We start from the raw sequence: 15,902 nt of genomic DNA, 5'->3' as shown, positions 1-15,902 counted from the left end.
GGTAACGTCCTGCCGGGTATTGACCCAGGCGGTGCAATAGCCAGGTTTAACCAGCCATCACGCCGCGCTCAGGGTGGGGGAATTTGAGGTGGCCACAAGTGGGGGAATTTGGGTGGCCATCAGGGGTGTTGCAGGCAACGACCAGCGCCTGGATGTCGTAGTGCGCCAGCAGGTGCGTCGTGATGGCGCTGGCGCGGGCGATGACATGAGCCTCGTCGCGTTCGCCGTAGGGTGCGTGGCCGCTGTCGGCCATATAGACAAAGTCCTCGCGCGGGAGTTCGGCGCGCAGTGTCTTGAGGATGCTCAAGCCTCCGATGCCGCTGTCAAACACCCCGATTGGGCGTTTTGAATAATTGGGTTCAGTCGGCAATTTCAGATGACCCAGTCAGGTTTGAGAGGATTGGAGACTTCACTGTGAATGATGAGGGTGCCCAAGGACGGCTTGGCCTGTCAGGGGTCGATGTTATGTCCAAAGAGCGGATTTCACGCTCATGTGACAAAACACTATGAATGACGCCCCATGCTCACTTCCACGTTGTGGACCAGCTGTACCAAGCGTGGTCCGAGATCATTCATCAACGCATCACGCGGCAATAAGAAGGCCGGACCGCCGCAATTGAAAGCCATCATTTCTTCGCCATCCGGGTCGATCAATGGCACACCCACTGCATTTATATTGGATTCCCAATCGCCAACTGCGATGCAGAAACCGTGGTCTTGATAGTCCTTGAATGCCTGTTCCAAACTGGCCTTGATTTGCGGCCATTTTTCTTCATTCTCCAAGCGGATGTGATCCATCAGGAAGTCACGCTCGGTCTGCGACAGCGCGCACAACAGGGCCTTGCCCATCGCCGTCGTGGCGATGGGGATGCGTGAGCCAACATCTCGCCGAAGCGTCACAGCCGAACTGCTTCGGCAGGTTTCGATATACACCATGTCAAGGCGATCGCGTAGGCCTATTGCGACACTGGCTTGGGAATGCTCAGCAAGCTCCCTCATCGCGGGACGGGCCAGCTTGCGAACATCGAGATTCGAAAGCAAGGAGTTGCCGAGGGAAAGTACCCCCGAACCAAGGTGATATTGCCCTCGATCGTTTGAAAAACCGAGATAGCCGAGCTTGGTCAGCGTATAGGTCAGCCGCGAAATTGTCGGCTTTGGCATTCCGGTCCGCTTGGCCAACTCCGTGTTGCTCAGGTACTTCTCTCCCGGGAGAAAGCAACGCAGTATCTCCAGTCCTCGCGCCAAAGCGTTCACGAATTGCCGATCCTTGATTACCGCGTCATCGCTAAACGTCTGAATCTGATCTTCCATGTATCGGCTCCATTAATTTGTGTCGCAGCAGATCGCGATTTCAGGTGAGTGGGGCTGCATATTTGCATACTTGGAACCCAATTGTCAATATTTTGCGGACGATGATTTCGCAGAGCGGACTAAATAAGGTCTAAGCCAGTCAACAACCACAGCCTTCTCACCTGGATTGCAACAAGGAACAGACCCGTATTCAAAAGCAAAGGCAAGCTGCTCTCATCACAAGAACCGAAATTTTTCACATCATCGGCGAAAAATAAGGTATCGTTCGCCTCAAACATGTTTTGCGAACGTGTGTTTCTCTATGCGAACCAATGTTGATTTGGAGACATCTGATATGAGCCAGGATCCGTCCACCGAAGTCGTCGCTCGCGAACTGCGCGGCAACATTCTTCTCGTCATGATCAATAACCCGCCGGTCAACGCGCTGGGTGTGGCTGTACGGTGCGGCATCGTGGCGGCGATCGACGCAGCCGAGGCAGACCCCGCCGTCCAAGCGGTGCTCATCATCGGGACAGGACGCAACTTCATCGCAGGCGCAGACATCCGCGAATTTGGCCAGCCGCCACTGCCGCCGTCGTTGCCGGAAGTCTGCAACCGGATTGAAGCCTGCAGCAAGCCCGTGGTGGCAGCGATCCACGGCGCAGCGCTGGGCGGTGGACTGGAGATCGCGCTCGCGGCCCACTACCGTTTGGCGGCGACTGATGTCAAGCTCGGACTACCCGAGGTTCAGCTCGGCCTGATGCCTGGTGCGGGCGGCACACAACGCACACCACGTTTGATCGGTGCAAAAGCCGCCCTGGACCTGATGCTCAGCGGCCGCCACATGGGTGCCGAAGAAGCGCACGCGCTCGGTTTGGTTGACCGGCTGGGGCCCAGCAATGACATCCTCGCCGATGGATTGGTCTACACACAGGAATTGCTGGCCACGCACGCCCCGGTGCGCCGTACGCGCGATGCCCAGGCGCTTTCCGACCGGCAGGCGAACCGTGCCAGCATCGAGGCTGTGCGCGCTGAAACAGGCAAGAAGTCACGCGGCCTGTTCTCACCGCTGAAAATTGTCGAGGCGGTTGAGGCCGCACTCGACAAGTCTTTCGACGAAGGCCTGCTCATTGAACGCAAGCTGTTCTTGCAATGCCTGGACAGTGCGCAGCGCGCCGGACTGATCCACGCTTTCTTTGCCGAGCGTGAAGTGCTCAAAGCGCCCGAGACTCGCAACACGAAGCCACGCGCCATCGCGCATGTCGGCGTGGTCGGCGGCGGCACGATGGGCGCCGGCATCGCGGTGGCGGTACTCGATGCGGGCCTGTCTGTCACGATGATCGAGCGTGACGAAGCGGCGCTGGCACGCGGGCATGCCCATATTGAAAAGGTCTACAACGGCCTGATCGCCAAGGGTCGCATGACAACTGCTGCCAAGGCCGCCAACCTGGCCCGCTTCGTCGGCAGTACGTCGTATGACGCACTCGCGCCAGCAGATATTGTGATCGAGGCAGTGTTCGAAGACCTGGCGGTCAAGCAGGCTGTTTTCGCCGAACTCGACCGCGTGTGTAAACCTGGCGCGGTGCTGGCCACCAACACGTCCTATCTCGACATCGACGCCATCGCCGCCAGTATTTCACGTCCAGCGGACGTCGTGGGTCTGCACTTCTTCTCGCCTGCCAACATCATGAAGTTGCTCGAAATCGTGGTCCCGGCCAGGGTCTCGGCGGACGTCGTGGCCACCGCGTTTGAACTCGCGAAAAAGCTGCACAAGGTGCCGGTGCGGGCCGGTGTTTGCGACGGCTTCATCGGCAACCGGATCCTCGCGGCTTATCGCATGGCGGCCGACTACATGATGGAAGACGGCGCCTCGCCCTACCAGATCGACCAGGCCGTGCGTAACTTCGGTTACCCCATGGGGCCGTTCCAGGTGTCTGACCTGGCCGGCGGTGACATCGGCTGGGCCACTCGAAAGCGCAAGGCCGCCACACGCGACCCGCGGGCACGTTACGTGCAAATTGCCGACCGCATCTGCGAGCGTGGCTGGTTCGGCCAGAAGACTGGCCGCGGCTACTACCTGTACCCTGACGGCGCGCGCACCGGAACGCCCGATCCCGAGGTTGAGGCCATCATCGATGCCGAGCGCGCGCGGGCCGGCATCACGCCGCGTAGCTTCACCGACGAAGAGATCTTGCGCCGCTACATGGCCGCGATGATCAACGAAGGCGCCAACGTTGTGCACCAGCGCATCGCGCTGCGCCCGCTCGACGTGGACGTGACCTTCCTGTACGGCTACGGCTTTCCGCGCCATCGCGGCGGCCCGATGAAATACGCCGACACGCTGGGCCTGCCCAAGGTGCTGGCCGACATCCGCGAATTCGCCAAAGAAGACCCGTTGTTCTGGCAGCCCTCACCGTTGCTGGTCGAGCTGGTCGAGCACGGCGCCAATTTCGACAGTCTCAATAAATCCGAATAACCACGTTTCAGGAACACATCATGCGCGAAGCCGTCATCGTTTCTACCGCCCGCACGCCGCTGACCAAGGCGCACCGGGGCGAATTCAATATTACGCCTGGCGCCACGCTCGCAGCCTTCGCGGTGCGCGCCGCGGTGGAGCGCGCCGGCATCGACCCCGCGCTGATCGAGGACGCGATCCTCGGTTGCGGGTATCCGGAAGGCACCACCGGCCGCAACGTGGCGCGTCAAGCCATCATCCGCGCCGGCCTGCCGATCACGATTGCTGGCGCCACGGTGAGCCGCTTCTGCGCCTCCGGGCTGCAGGCCATCGCGATGGCGGCGGGACGCATCATCGTTGAGGGTGCACCGGCCATGATCGCGGGCGGCGTCGAGAGCATCTCGCACATCCGCACCAGGCAGGATGGTGACAGCGGCATGGACCCGTGGATTGTCATGCACAAGTCCGAGCTGTACCTGTCGATGATCGAGACTGCCGACATCGTGGCGGCCCGCTATGGCATCGGGCGTGAGGCCCAGGATCGCTTCTCGGCCGAGAGCCAACGCAAGACCGAGGAGGCGCAGCTAGCCGGCCGTTACCGCGACGAGATCGTTGCCTGCACCACCACCATGTCAGTCACTGACAAAGAAACGGGTGTCGCATCCAAGCGCGAAGTCACGGTGGACGCCGACACCTGCAACCGTCGGGGTACTACCTATGAGGGACTGGCCAAGCTGGCGCCCGTCATGGGGGCTGACAAGTTCGTGACCGCAGGCAACGCCTCACAATTGTCCGACGGCGCCTCGGCCTGCGTGATGATGGAGGCCAAGGAAGCGGAGCGCGCCAACCTCCAGCCGCTGGGTGCCTTCCGTGGCCTGGCGGTTGCTGGCTGCGAGCCCGATGAGATGGGAATCGGCCCGGTTTTCGCGGTACCGAAACTGCTGGCGCGCCACGGTCTGAAGATCGACGACATCGATTTGTGGGAACTCAACGAAGCTTTCGCTTCCCAGTCGATCTATTGCCAGCAGCGGCTCGGCATTCCCAATGAGCGGCTCAACGTCAATGGTGGTGCGATCTCCATCGGGCATCCCTTTGGCATGACCGGCGCGCGCCTCGCAGGCCACTTGCTGATCGAAGGGAAACGGCGCGGTGCGAAATACGGGGTTGTCACCATGTGCATCGCTGGTGGCATGGGCGCCGCCGGTCTGTTCGAAATTTATTGAGGAGAGTTGACATGGATTTGAATTTCACCCCGGAAGAAGAAATTTTTCGCAATGAAGTGCGCACATTCCTGGCCGACAGACTGCCGGCCCGCCTGTCCGACAAGGTCGCCAATGGCAAGCACCTCGCCAAGGCCGACATGCAGGAATGGCATGCGATCCTCAATACGCGTGGCTGGCTCGCAAACCACTGGCCCGTGGCGTACGGCGGCCCGGGCTGGAGTGCGGTCGAGAAATTTATCTTCGAGCACGAGTGCTGCCTCGCCAGCGCGCCGCGCATTGTTCCCTTCGGTGTCAACATGCTGGGGCCCGTGCTGATCAAGTTTGGCAACGAGACGCAGAAGCGTCACTGGTTGCCGCGCATTCTCGACGGTTCCGACTGGTGGTGCCAGGGTTACTCGGAAACCGGCGCGGGCTCCGACCTGGCGGCGGTCAGCACCACCGCCCAGCGCGGCCACGATGCACAGGGTGAGCACTATATTGTTAACGGCCAGAAGGCCTGGACCACGCTAGGCCAGCACGCCAACATGATCTTTTGCCTGGTGCGCACCAATCGCGAGGCCAAGAAACAGGAGGGCATCAGCTTCCTGTTGATTGACATGACGACACCCGGCGTTGAGGTGCGCCCTGTCATCACCCTCGACGGTGTGCACGAAGTCAACGAGGTATTTTTCACCGACGTGCGCGTGCCGGCCGAAAACCTGGTCGGCGAGGAAGACAAGGGCTGGACTTGCGCCAAATACTTGTTGACCTACGAACGCACCAACATCGCTGGCGTGGGCCTCTCAGTCGCGGCGCTTGAACGGCTCAAGCGTATCGCTGCACAGCAGATGCGCAACGGCCGGCCTTTGGCAGAGGATCCGTCGTTTGCAGCCCGCATGGCGCGTGTTGAGATCGACCTTGAGAACATGAAGACCACCAACCTGCGCATGATCGCGGCGGTGGTTGGTGGTGGCGTGCCAGGGGCCGAAAGCTCGATGCTGAAGATACGCGGCACGCAGATCCGGCAGGAGATATCGTCGCTGAACCGGCGCGCCATGGGGCCCTATGCGCGACCTTTTATCACCGAGGCGCTGGAAGACGATTACACCGGCATGCCAGTCGGCCCCGAGGCTGCAGCCAGCGCGGCGGCGCTCTACTTCAACAACCGCAAGCTGTCGATCTTCGGCGGCTCCAATGAAATCCAGAAAAACATCATCTCCAAGATGATTCTTGGACTGTGAGGGCACGAACATGAACTTCGAACACACGGAAGAACGGCGCATGCTGGCCGACAGCCTGAACCGCTTCATCGCCGAGCAATACGGCTTTGAGGCACGGGATCGCATCGCCCAATCGGCTCATGGCTTCAGCCCCGAGATTTGGCAGCAGTTCGCCGAACTGGGCGTGATCGGTGCCTTGTTTCGCGAGACCGATGGCGGCTTCGGCGGTGCCGGTTTCGACATCGCCGTGGTCTTTGAGGCGCTTGGTCGCGGATTGGTGGTCGAACCGCTTCTCGGCAGCGCAGTGCTGGCGGGCGAAGCGATCGCCGCCGCGGGCAATGAAGCACAGAAGGCGGTGCTGGCCGACATCATCGGCGGCACCACCATCGCGGCCCTCGCGCATGACGAACCAGACGCACACTACGAGCTGGCCCGGGTGCTGACCCGCGCCGAACGTAGCGCCAATGGCTGGGTGCTGAACGGCGCCAAGGCGGTCGTGTTGCAGGGCGAGCGGGCCGACCTGTTCGTTGTTTCTGCCCGAACCGCGGGCGCGGTCGACGACGAAGCCGGCATTTCGCTTTTCTTGCTGTCCGCCAAGACGCCGGGCTTGATCGTGCGTGGCTGTCCGACAATCGACGGTGGCCGCGTCGCTGAACTGAGCTTGAACGGCGTGGCCCTCGGCCCCGACGCGCTGCTGGGCGTCGAGGGGCAGGGATTGGCCACTTTGGAGCGCGCCATCGGCCGCGGTGTGCTGGCATTGTGTGCCGAGGCGCTCGGTGCCATGGAAGTGGCCAAGGCGGCCACGCTCGACTACCTGCGCACGCGCAAACAGTTCGGGGTCTTCATCGGAAGTTTTCAGGCGCTGCAGCACCGCATGGCGGACCTGCTGCTGGAGATCGAGCAGGCCCGTTCGGCCGTGATCAATGCCGCTGCGGCGCTTGATGCGGACCGGCTGACGCGCGAGCGCGCGCTGTCGGCTGCGAAGGTCAGCGTCGGGCGAATCGGCGCGCTGGTGGCCGAAGAGAGCATCCAGATGCATGGCGGCATCGGCATGACCTGGGAATTGCCATTGGCCCACTACGCCAAACGTCTGATCATGATCGATCACCAACTCGGCGACGAAGACCATCATCTGCAGCGTTTCATCACTCTGGGCAGGCAGACGGCGGCATGAACACTGCCGTATTGAAAAGACAGGAAGGCGCGGTTCGCATCCTGATCAACAACAACCCGGCCAAGCGCAACGCCATCACGGCAGGACTGTATGCCGAGTTGCCGGCGGCGCTGGTCGAGGCACAGGCAGATGCCGGGGTTCGTGCCATCGTGCTGACCGGCGCTGGTGATTTCTTTTGCTCGGGAGGCGACCTGAACCAGCTTGCCAAGCGCCGCGCGATGGCACCCGCACAGCGGCGCGAGCGGCTGGAAGGCCTGCACGATTTGATCCGCGCCATCCGCAATTGCAGCAAGCCGGTGATCGCCGCCGTTGAAGGTGGTGCGGCGGGTGCCGGGCTGTCGATCGCGCTCGCTTGTGACATGCTGGTGGTGGCGCAAAATGCATTCTTCTCCGTGACCTACGTCAAAGCCGGTCTGACGCCAGACGGTGGCGTCACCGCATTCCTGTCAGAGTTCGTCTCGCGCCAGATGCTGACGGAGATGTGTCTGACCGGTGACCGCATCACGGGCGAGCGTCTACACGCGATGGGTGCCGTCAACAGACTTGTTGAAAAGGGCTCAGCACTGGATGAGGCCATCGCCCTGGCCGAGCGACTTGCTACTGGTCCGACGCGAGCAAGCGCGCGAATCAAGACGCTCTGCGCGAATGCTTTCAGTGCCGATCTGGATGCCCAAATGGAGCTTGAAGCGCAGTTGATGGTCGAGTCGCAAGGTGACGATGAAGCTGCCGAAGGCATTGGCGCTTTCCTGGACAAACGCACGCCGGATTTCGTCGCGCTGAGCGCTGCGCCGTTAGCGCAATGATTGCGATCACTGCCGTCTGTTGCCACTGTAAAAGAACTCTTTGAATCGTTGAAATAGTCATGCCGAACACAAATTCTTCGCTACCGCTTGCGGGTGTGCGCGTTCTCGATTTTTCCCGCGTCCTGGCGGGTCCCTGGTGCGGCATGGTGCTGGGGGATCTGGGTGCAGAAGTGATCAAAGTCGAGCACCCTGAGCGAGGCGATGACACGCGCGATTGGGGCTTGCGGATCGGTTTGACCGAGACCGCCTACTTCAATAGCGTCAACCGCAACAAGCGATCAATCACCCTTGACCTGCAGACCGCCGACGGCCAGGAAATTGCGAGTGAACTCGCACGAAAAAGCGATGTCGTGATTCAGAATTTCAAATTCGGTGGCATAGAGAAAATGGGGCTCGGTTATGAGCAGCTGAGCGCGCAGCATCCGGAATTGATCTACTGCTCGATCACGGGCTACGACCGAACCGGACCTGAAGCCGCTCGCCCCGGCTACGATCTCGTGATTCAGGGCGAGGCCGGGCTGATGGCGCTCAATGGTGAGGCCAATCAGCCACCGTTGAAGTTCGGCGTGGCCGTGGTCGACATGCTCACCGGCATGTATGCCGCCCAAGCCATCCTGGCCGCGTTGTTTGAGCGCCAGAAGACGGGTCAAGGGCGGCACATTGGCATGGCGCTGTTTGATTGCGGGCTGATGATCACGGCCTACTACGGACTGGAAGCGCTACTCAAAGGTGAAGATCCGCCACGTTACGGAAATGAACATCCATCCATCATGCCCTACGGCGTGTACGACGCGCAAGACGGGCCGGTGGTGGTTGCGTGCGGCAACAACAGCCAGTTCACGCGGTTTTGCAACGACGTGATTGAGCGCCCCGATCTGGAAGCCGATGAACGTTTCAAGACCAACCTCGGCCGCTCCGCGAACCGGGCGATTTTGGTGCCCGAGATCAGACGCGAAATCGGAGCCAGGAAGCGCAAGGACTTGCTCGATCGGCTGACCCGCGCCGGCATTCCCTGTGGAGAGGTGGCCGGCTTGCACGAGGCCCTGACTTCCAAGCGAGCTTTGGATGCGGGGCTTGTGACAACCCTGCCTCACCCCGATGCTGGCAGTGTGCATGTACTGGCGCCGCCCTATCGCTTCGATGGTGTGCGCTTGCCCGTGCGGAGCGCGCCACCTCGATTGGGAGAGGGTACGAAGCAGGTTCTCCAGACGCTGCTCGGGCTGTCCGACGAGAAGATATCCCAGTTGGAGGCAAGCGGTGTCGTTTGACGTCTCTGGAGGATGCCATATCACCGCCTTGAAAGGAGTACAAGATGTTCAATAGATAGACAAAAAAATGGTTTTTCGGCCTTGCTCCCATGCACTGGTCATCAACCGGCTATGCAAGGAATAGGCAAGCAAAGAAAAGGTACCGGCATGTTGGCTGCAGCGCCCGCCGTGTGTGCAACCGAGTCCTTAAAAGGACGCGAGCGAAATAACTAAACTAACTAGTGAGACGGAAACAATGAAGAACGCATATAAACGCATAGGACTGGCCGCATTGGTGGCATGTGGGCTGGGACTGTCCACTGCCCAAGCAGATGAGCTGCTGGTTGGTGTTGAACTGCCCCTGACTGGCACCCTGGCCCGCGTCGGAGCCGGCATGCATGAAGGAATCATGGTTGCTGCCGATGTCTTTAACAAGACCAACAGCAAACACAAAATCAAAATTATCACCGTCGACAATGAGTCGGCACCGGCCAAGGCCATTGCGGCAGTTGAAAAACTGGCTAGTCAAGGTGTGGTTGCCATTGATGGCGGCTACGGCTCGAACAATATCGCACCGGCTTCAGATGCTGCCAACAAGCTTGGCCTAGTCTATGTCACATCAGGCGGCGTCGATGACAGTCTTGTGAACAGCGGCCGCAAGAATTTCTTTCGCATCAACAATTCCGCTGGGTATCAGAAGGCCATGGTTGGGCTGCTGAGCGATTTGAATGTCAAGTCCGTATCCATTTTGTATTCGACCAAAGAGGCGACTGCTGGTCTTGCCAGCGATCTTCAAAAGAGTTTGACGGCCAAAGGCGTTACCGTCGTAGCCCACGCTTTCGATCCCGCCATGACTGATTTCAAGCCGATCATCAACAAGGTGAAATTGCAGGATAAATCCGAAGTCGTCGCGATGATCGGTTATGAAAACGACTACGTTGGCATTCTTCGTGCTGCACGGGTGCTCAAACCTAACGTCAAGGCGATGGTCGGAGTCTGGTCTTTGGCAACGCCCAAAATGGCCGCAGATTTTCCGGACTTGATGCCCAACGTTTATGGCACTGCTGTTCTGCCGTTTCCTGCGGAGTTCAAGACGGCTGAAGGCAAATCCTTTAGCGATAGCTATCAGAGGCTGTACAAGAAGGAGCCTGACTACCTGGGTCAGTTCGGCTATGTTCAATCGATGTTGTTGTTTGATGCCATCGCTCGCGCCGCAGACAAAGGCACGCTGAAGAAAGATGGCGTAGCCGAAGAGATGCGCAAGACCGATAGCGAAACCTTGATTGGCCGCGTTCAGTTCAGCAGCAATGGCGACAACGTGAATTTCAGCCACCGCATGGGTCAACACCAAGGCAAAAAGATCGTCATAGTCTGGCCCAAAGCAGACGCAACCGGCAAGGCCAATTTCCCGGGCGTGCCCTGGTAAATAAATTTCCGGGGATGGAGGAGTTAACGCATGCTGTGGCGCTGGCTCCTTCGCGCTGAACATAAATCAACGAAATGACGATATGACGGAATTGATACTTCAAGCGCTTTACTCCGGGTTGCTACAGGGCGGCTCGTACGCTTTGATAGCGCTCGGATTGGCGCTGGTTTTCGGTGCAATGAAAGTGATCAACCTGGCACACGGAGAACTCGTGCTGTTGTCGGCGTACGTTGCCTACTCGGTGGAGTCGGGGCTGGGCTGGAATCCGATTTTCGCCATACCCATTGCGCTGGTCGTGGTCTGCCTGGCATCGGTGATGGTTTACTTCGTGGTCGGGCGCATCAAAAAAGACCGGGAGATCAATTCGCTAATCCTCACTTACGGCATTGGCGTGATTTTGACCAATTTGATTTTGCTGATCTGGAAGGCTGATGTGCGCTCAACCGGCTCCACCTGGTTGCAAGAGGCCATCGTCATTGGTCCCTTTTACAGCATGCGAAGTGAGGTGCTGTTCTTCATCGTCAGTTTGGTCATGATGGGCGGGCTTTGGTGGTGGCTCTCCCGCAGCTGGTACGGTCGTGCCGTGCGCGCTGTGTCGAGCAACCGTGATGCCGCCAAACTGATGGGCATAGATCCCGGCTACACAGAGTTGGTGTCATTCATCGTGGCAGGCATTCTTGCGGCCGTTGCAGGCGTTGCGCTATTCAGTTACGGAGTCGTTAGCCCTGCCTATGGCAGTGTACTGACGGTCAAGGCATTCATCATCACGGTACTGGCTGGCATCGGTTCCATACCCGGTGTCCTGATCGGCGCCGTGCTGCTTGGCGTCGCTGAAGCGTTGACTGTCACGCTGGCGAGTTCGGCCTTGCAGGAACTGGTGGGTATGGGATTATTTCTTCTTGTTCTGTTCGTCATGCCGAGCGGACTTTTCGGTGCGAAAGGACGGCGAGGATGAAACTCAACAAAACAATTATCGCCATGCTTTTGGCCGTGTATATCGCGGTGCCACTGGCATTCGGCAGTGACAATTATGTGATGAGCCTGGTGGTTGCTTCCATGGTGATTGGCGGTATCGCACTATCGTGGGCATTGCTGGGTAACCTGGGTGGAATGGTCAGTTTCGGGCACGCCGCATTTTTCGGTGTCGGTGCTTATGCCTCCGCTATCTTGAGCATGAAATTTGGCGTTCCCGTATTGATTTCGATACTGCTGGGTGGTGTTGGCGCCGTTATTGCGTCGCTGGCCATGCTTCCGGTGTTGCGCTTAAGAGGTCCCTATTTTGCATTGGCAATTCTGGCCTATGCGCATATCTTCCGAATTCTCGCAACCCAGTGGACTTCGGTGACCGGTGGTTCTGGCGGCTTATCAAATATCCCACGGTTGCCCGAAATATTCGGGTACGACCTCAGCAGCAAGACCGGTGGCTATTTGCTTATCCTGACCATCGTTCTGGCGTTCGCTGCGGTCTATCAATATATTCGCGGTAGCCATTACGGCCTGGCATTGCGCGCGATGCACGAAAGCGAGGATGCAACCCGGGTCGTGGGTGTCAATAGCACTTTGCTCAAGGGACTCATGCTGCTGGTTTCCGCATTCATGTGTGGCGTGGTCGGCGCCTTTAACGCCCATTACATCAACTTTCTTGAGCCAGATTACGCCTTCAGTGGCCTGTGGGTCACGATACCCATCGTGGCGGCCATATTTGGTGGTTATCGCACCATTACCGGGCCGATTGTTGGGGCAGTTGTCGTGTATCTGATTGATCAATTGATTTTCAAGAACATCATTCCATCGGGCCACCAATTGGTACTGGGTGTGCTTCTGGTAGCGATGATCGTCTTTAGCCCTGATGGCTTGCTTCCTTTGCTGCGCAAGTTGACGAGGAGAACTCATGTTGCAGCTTAAAAATGTATCGGTTCGTTTCGGAGGCCTTACCGCGGTCAATAACGTGACGCTCGCTGTCGGGACGCAAGACGTGGTGGGCCTGGTAGGTCCCAATGGGGCGGGGAAAACCACATTATTCAATGCCATTTCCGGTTTGGTTCGTCCGACCAGCGGCGAGATCACATTTGACGGAGCAGATGTGATGCGTGCGCCGATGTACAAACGAGCAAGAATGGGTATCGGGCGCACATTCCAGGTGCCGCAACCCATGCATGAACTCACGGTGAGACAGAATCTGGCGGTGGCGCAGCGATTCGGTACAGGCAGCGTTGATCAGAAGAAGATCGACGAGATTCTTGAATTCACCAGTCTTGCTGGCAAGGCAACGCGCAATGCCGCGACCGAGCTGGCGCTGACTGAATTGAAAGCACTGGAGGTGGCCAAGGCATTGGCCACCAATCCCAAACTGTTATTGCTTGACGAAGTGTTCGCGGGTCTCGAGACGACAGGCAAGCGGCACTTCATGAGCATGCTCAAGAATCTGCACGACAAATTTTCTGTCGGCATCATCATCATCGAGCACGACATCGAGACCATCAGCAACTTGTGCCAACGGGTGGCTGTACTTAACTTTGGTGAGCTAATCGCCGAGGGCACGCCTGACGAAGTATTCCGTGATCCGGCTGTCATCAAAAGCTACACGGGAGGTGGGCATGCTTGAAATCTCTAACGTTCGCGCTGGTTATGGCGCAATCAATGTGCTGTGGGATGTGTCACTGACTGTTGCCCGCGGTCAACTGACCACCATCATCGGTCCCAACGGCGCCGGAAAGACGACATTGCTGCGGGCCATCATGGGTCTTCTCCCTGTGTCGCAGGGTGAGGTGAAACTGAACGGAAAGACCTTGAGTGGCACGCCAACCTGGAAGATGGCAGACGTGTCCCTGGCCATGATTCCTGAAGGCCGAATGACTTTCCGTGACATGAGTGTCGAAGAAAATTTGATCATGGGCGCTTTTCCGAAGCAGCATCGTGCACGCGTCCAGGAAAATTTAGACAAGTCCTATCAGATGTTTCCCCGTTTGAGTGAGCGACGCAAACAACTGGCCGGTTCTCTGTCTGGCGGCGAGGCCCAAATGCTGGCGATGGCGCGTGGGCTCATGGCTGATCCCCAGTTGCTTATCATCGATGAGCCTTCACTTGGCCTGGCACCGGTACTGGTGAATGAATTATTTGAGATTCTTGCGCGGCTCAAGGAGGGCGGTCGAACCATTGTCCTTGTTGAGCAAAATACGCACAGAGCCGTCGCTGTGGCGGATCATGTTTACTTGATGCAGAGCGGGAAAGTTGTCCTGTCGCAGCCGGCAAATGAGGTGAGTCTTGACCACTTGCATGATCTGTATTTCGCACGGTGACCGTTAGTCGACTCGTTGCCGGCATCCTTGCTGGTCATTGGCCTGAAAAAACGCTCCCCTGTGGGTCAACCCACCATGGGAAGCGTTGCTCAAGAGCTTCCTCTTTGCGTTTCCGGTCCGGTTCTGGCCGTCAGGCGCTAGCGACTTCGATGCCTTTGAACTCGCCGCTGGCAATACGCTTTTGCCATTCCGCCGGGCCGGTGATGTGGGCACTGGTGCCGCCCGCATCGACTGCCACGGTGACCGGCATGTCGACCACGTCGAATTCATAAATGGCTTCCATGCCAAGGTCGGCAAAGCCCACCACATTGGCGGTCTTGATTGCCTTGGACACCAGGTAGGCGGCGCCGCCGACGGCCATCAGATAGGCGCTCTTGTGTTTCTTGATGGCTTCAATGGCGACCGGGCCGCGCTCGGCCTTGCCGATCATGGCGATCAAGCCTGTTTCAGCCAGCATCATCTCGGTGAAGCCGTCCATGCGGGTGGCGGTGGTGGGGCCGGCCGGGCCGACCGCTTCGCCCTTGATCGGGTCGACCGGGCCAACGTAGTAAATCACGCGGTTGGTGAAATCGACCGGCAGCTTTTCGCCCTTGGCCAGCATGTCCTTGATGCGCTTGTGGGCGGCGTCGCGGCCAGTCAGCATCTTGCCATTGAGCAAGAGTGTGTCGCCGGGTTTCCAGCTCGCCACTTCTTCCTTGGTCAAGGTGTTGAGGTTGACCTTTTTGCTCTTGACGTAATCTGGCGTCCACTGCACATCGGGCCAGGTGTCCAGCGAAGGGGGTGTCAAATAGACCGGGCCGCTGCCATCCATCACAAAGTGCGCGTGCCGCGTGGCGGCGCAGTTCGGGATCATGGCGATCGGTTTGCCTGCCGCGTGGGTGGGGTACATCTTGATCTTGACGTCCAGCACGGTGGTGAGGCCACCCAGGCCTTGCGCGCCGATACCCAGCGCGTTGACCTTCTCCAATAGCTCAATCCGCAAGGCTTCGGTTTTTGTCAGTGTTTGTCCAGCAGCGGCTTTGGCCTGCAGTTCGTGCATGTCCAGGTTGTCCATCAGGCTCTCTTTGGCCATCAGCACGGCTTTTTCTGCCGTGCCGCCAATGCCGATGCCCAGCATGCCGGGCGGGCACCAGCCCGCGCCCATGGTGGGCACGGTTTTCAGCACCCAATCGACCACCGAGTCATTGGGGTTGAGCATGTACATCTTGCTTTTGTTCTCACTGCCACCGCCCTTGGCGGCCACCGTCACTTCGAGCTTGTCGCCGGGCACGATTTCGGTGAAGATGACCGCGGGTGTGTTGTCTTTGGTGTTCTTGCGTTCAAACTGCGGGTCCGCCACCACACTGGCGCGCAGCGGGTTGTCGGGGTTGGTGTAGGCGCGGCGCACGCCTTCGTTGATGGCGTCGTCCAGGCTGCCGGTGAACTCGCCCCAGCGCACGTCCATGCCCACTTTCAGGAACACGTTGACGATGCCGGTGTCCTGGCAGATCGGGCGGTGGCCTTCTGCCGACATCTTGCTGTTGGTCAGGATTTGCGCGATGGCGTCTTTGGCCGCCGGGCTTTGTTCACGCTCATAAGCACGCGCCAGGTGCGTGATGTAGTCGGCCGGGTGGTAGAAGCTGATGTATTGCAGGGCGGCGGCAATGGATTCGATCAGGTCATTCTGGCGGATGGTACTCATGATGCTTTGAAACCTCAGGTAGTTAAGGGGAATGTGACGCGGCGCTGCGCAATGGCCGAAAAATCAATCAAGTTTAACCAGCCGGAGCCAGCGCCGGTTTGACCG

At 58.8% G+C, this 15,902-nt stretch carries 13 protein-coding genes and 1 pseudogene; 11 read left to right on the top strand and 3 right to left on the bottom strand.

The annotated features are described in order from the left end of the window. Positions 1-124 precede the first annotated feature (124 nt). Together WA157_RS15045 and WA157_RS15040 are read right to left on the bottom strand one after the other, a co-directional pair. Positions 125-370, bottom strand: a pseudogene (locus WA157_RS15045) (glutamate racemase); the annotation flags it as partial. Between the two features lie 134 nt (positions 371-504). Beyond that, on the bottom strand, positions 505-1,311 hold the full coding sequence (locus WA157_RS15040; RefSeq protein ID WP_422621739.1) for an IclR family transcriptional regulator: 807 nt from the start codon (positions 1,309-1,311) through the stop codon (positions 505-507). Between the two features lie 334 nt (positions 1,312-1,645). Between WA157_RS15040 and WA157_RS15035 the strand changes: the two genes are divergently transcribed. From WA157_RS15035 to WA157_RS14985, 11 genes are all read left to right on the top strand, one after another. Next, positions 1,646-3,766 carry a 3-hydroxyacyl-CoA dehydrogenase NAD-binding domain-containing protein gene (locus WA157_RS15035; RefSeq protein WP_422621738.1) on the top strand — a complete coding sequence of 707 codons (2,121 nt, stop codon included), beginning with the start codon at positions 1,646-1,648 and terminating at the stop codon, positions 3,764-3,766. A 20-nt stretch (positions 3,767-3,786) separates the two neighbouring features. After that, positions 3,787-4,968, top strand: coding sequence for an acetyl-CoA C-acyltransferase (locus WA157_RS15030; protein ID WP_422621737.1), 1,182 nt, complete (start codon positions 3,787-3,789; stop codon positions 4,966-4,968). A gap of 11 nt (positions 4,969-4,979) precedes the next feature. After that, positions 4,980-6,188 (top strand): acyl-CoA dehydrogenase family protein, encoded by a 1,209-nt coding sequence (locus tag WA157_RS15025; protein WP_422621736.1) that lies wholly within the window; start codon positions 4,980-4,982, stop codon positions 6,186-6,188. Between the two features lie 10 nt (positions 6,189-6,198). Next, on the top strand, positions 6,199-7,341 hold the full coding sequence (locus WA157_RS15020) for an acyl-CoA dehydrogenase family protein (protein WP_422621735.1): 1,143 nt from the start codon (positions 6,199-6,201) through the stop codon (positions 7,339-7,341). Then, the gene (locus tag WA157_RS15015) at positions 7,338-8,144 is read left to right on the top strand and encodes an oxepin-CoA hydrolase, alternative type (RefSeq protein ID WP_422621734.1); all 807 of its coding nucleotides are present in this window, start codon (positions 7,338-7,340) and stop codon (positions 8,142-8,144) included. Before WA157_RS15020 ends, WA157_RS15015 begins: the two co-directional genes overlap by 4 nt. A 59-nt stretch (positions 8,145-8,203) precedes the next feature. Next, positions 8,204-9,412 carry a CaiB/BaiF CoA transferase family protein gene (locus tag WA157_RS15010; protein WP_422621733.1) on the top strand — a complete coding sequence of 403 codons (1,209 nt, stop codon included), beginning with the start codon at positions 8,204-8,206 and terminating at the stop codon, positions 9,410-9,412. A gap of 235 nt (positions 9,413-9,647) precedes the next feature. After that, entirely contained in the window at positions 9,648-10,817 is a 1,170-nt protein-coding gene (locus WA157_RS15005; protein WP_422621732.1) for an ABC transporter substrate-binding protein, read from the top strand. An 82-nt stretch (positions 10,818-10,899) separates the two neighbouring features. Continuing rightward, positions 10,900-11,772, top strand: coding sequence for a branched-chain amino acid ABC transporter permease (locus tag WA157_RS15000; protein WP_422621731.1), 873 nt, complete (start codon positions 10,900-10,902; stop codon positions 11,770-11,772). Then, complete coding sequence (locus WA157_RS14995; RefSeq protein ID WP_422621730.1) at positions 11,769-12,722, top strand: branched-chain amino acid ABC transporter permease; 954 nt, start codon at positions 11,769-11,771, stop codon at positions 12,720-12,722. The genes WA157_RS15000 and WA157_RS14995 overlap by 4 nt, the downstream gene beginning before the upstream one ends. After that, positions 12,709-13,422: an ABC transporter ATP-binding protein gene (locus WA157_RS14990; RefSeq protein ID WP_422621729.1), complete on the top strand. Its 714-nt coding sequence runs from the start codon at positions 12,709-12,711 to the stop codon at positions 13,420-13,422. The genes WA157_RS14995 and WA157_RS14990 overlap by 14 nt, the downstream gene beginning before the upstream one ends. Further along, positions 13,415-14,116, top strand: coding sequence for an ABC transporter ATP-binding protein (locus tag WA157_RS14985; protein ID WP_422621728.1), 702 nt, complete (start codon positions 13,415-13,417; stop codon positions 14,114-14,116). The genes WA157_RS14990 and WA157_RS14985 overlap by 8 nt, the downstream gene beginning before the upstream one ends. Before the next feature lie 130 nt (positions 14,117-14,246). On the opposite strand, the gene WA157_RS14980 is transcribed toward WA157_RS14985, so the two are convergent. Further along, positions 14,247-15,797 (bottom strand): fumarate hydratase, encoded by a 1,551-nt coding sequence (locus tag WA157_RS14980; protein ID WP_422621727.1) that lies wholly within the window; start codon positions 15,795-15,797, stop codon positions 14,247-14,249. Positions 15,798-15,902 lie beyond the last annotated feature (105 nt).

Origin of the sequence: Rhodoferax ferrireducens (assembly GCF_049302455.1) — a bacterium.
Classification (GTDB): Bacteria; Pseudomonadota; Gammaproteobacteria; order Burkholderiales; family Burkholderiaceae_C; genus Rhodoferax; species Rhodoferax ferrireducens_B.
The sequence above is the reverse complement of the archived record's forward strand: the minus strand, read 5'-3'. Positions and strand labels throughout refer to the sequence as shown.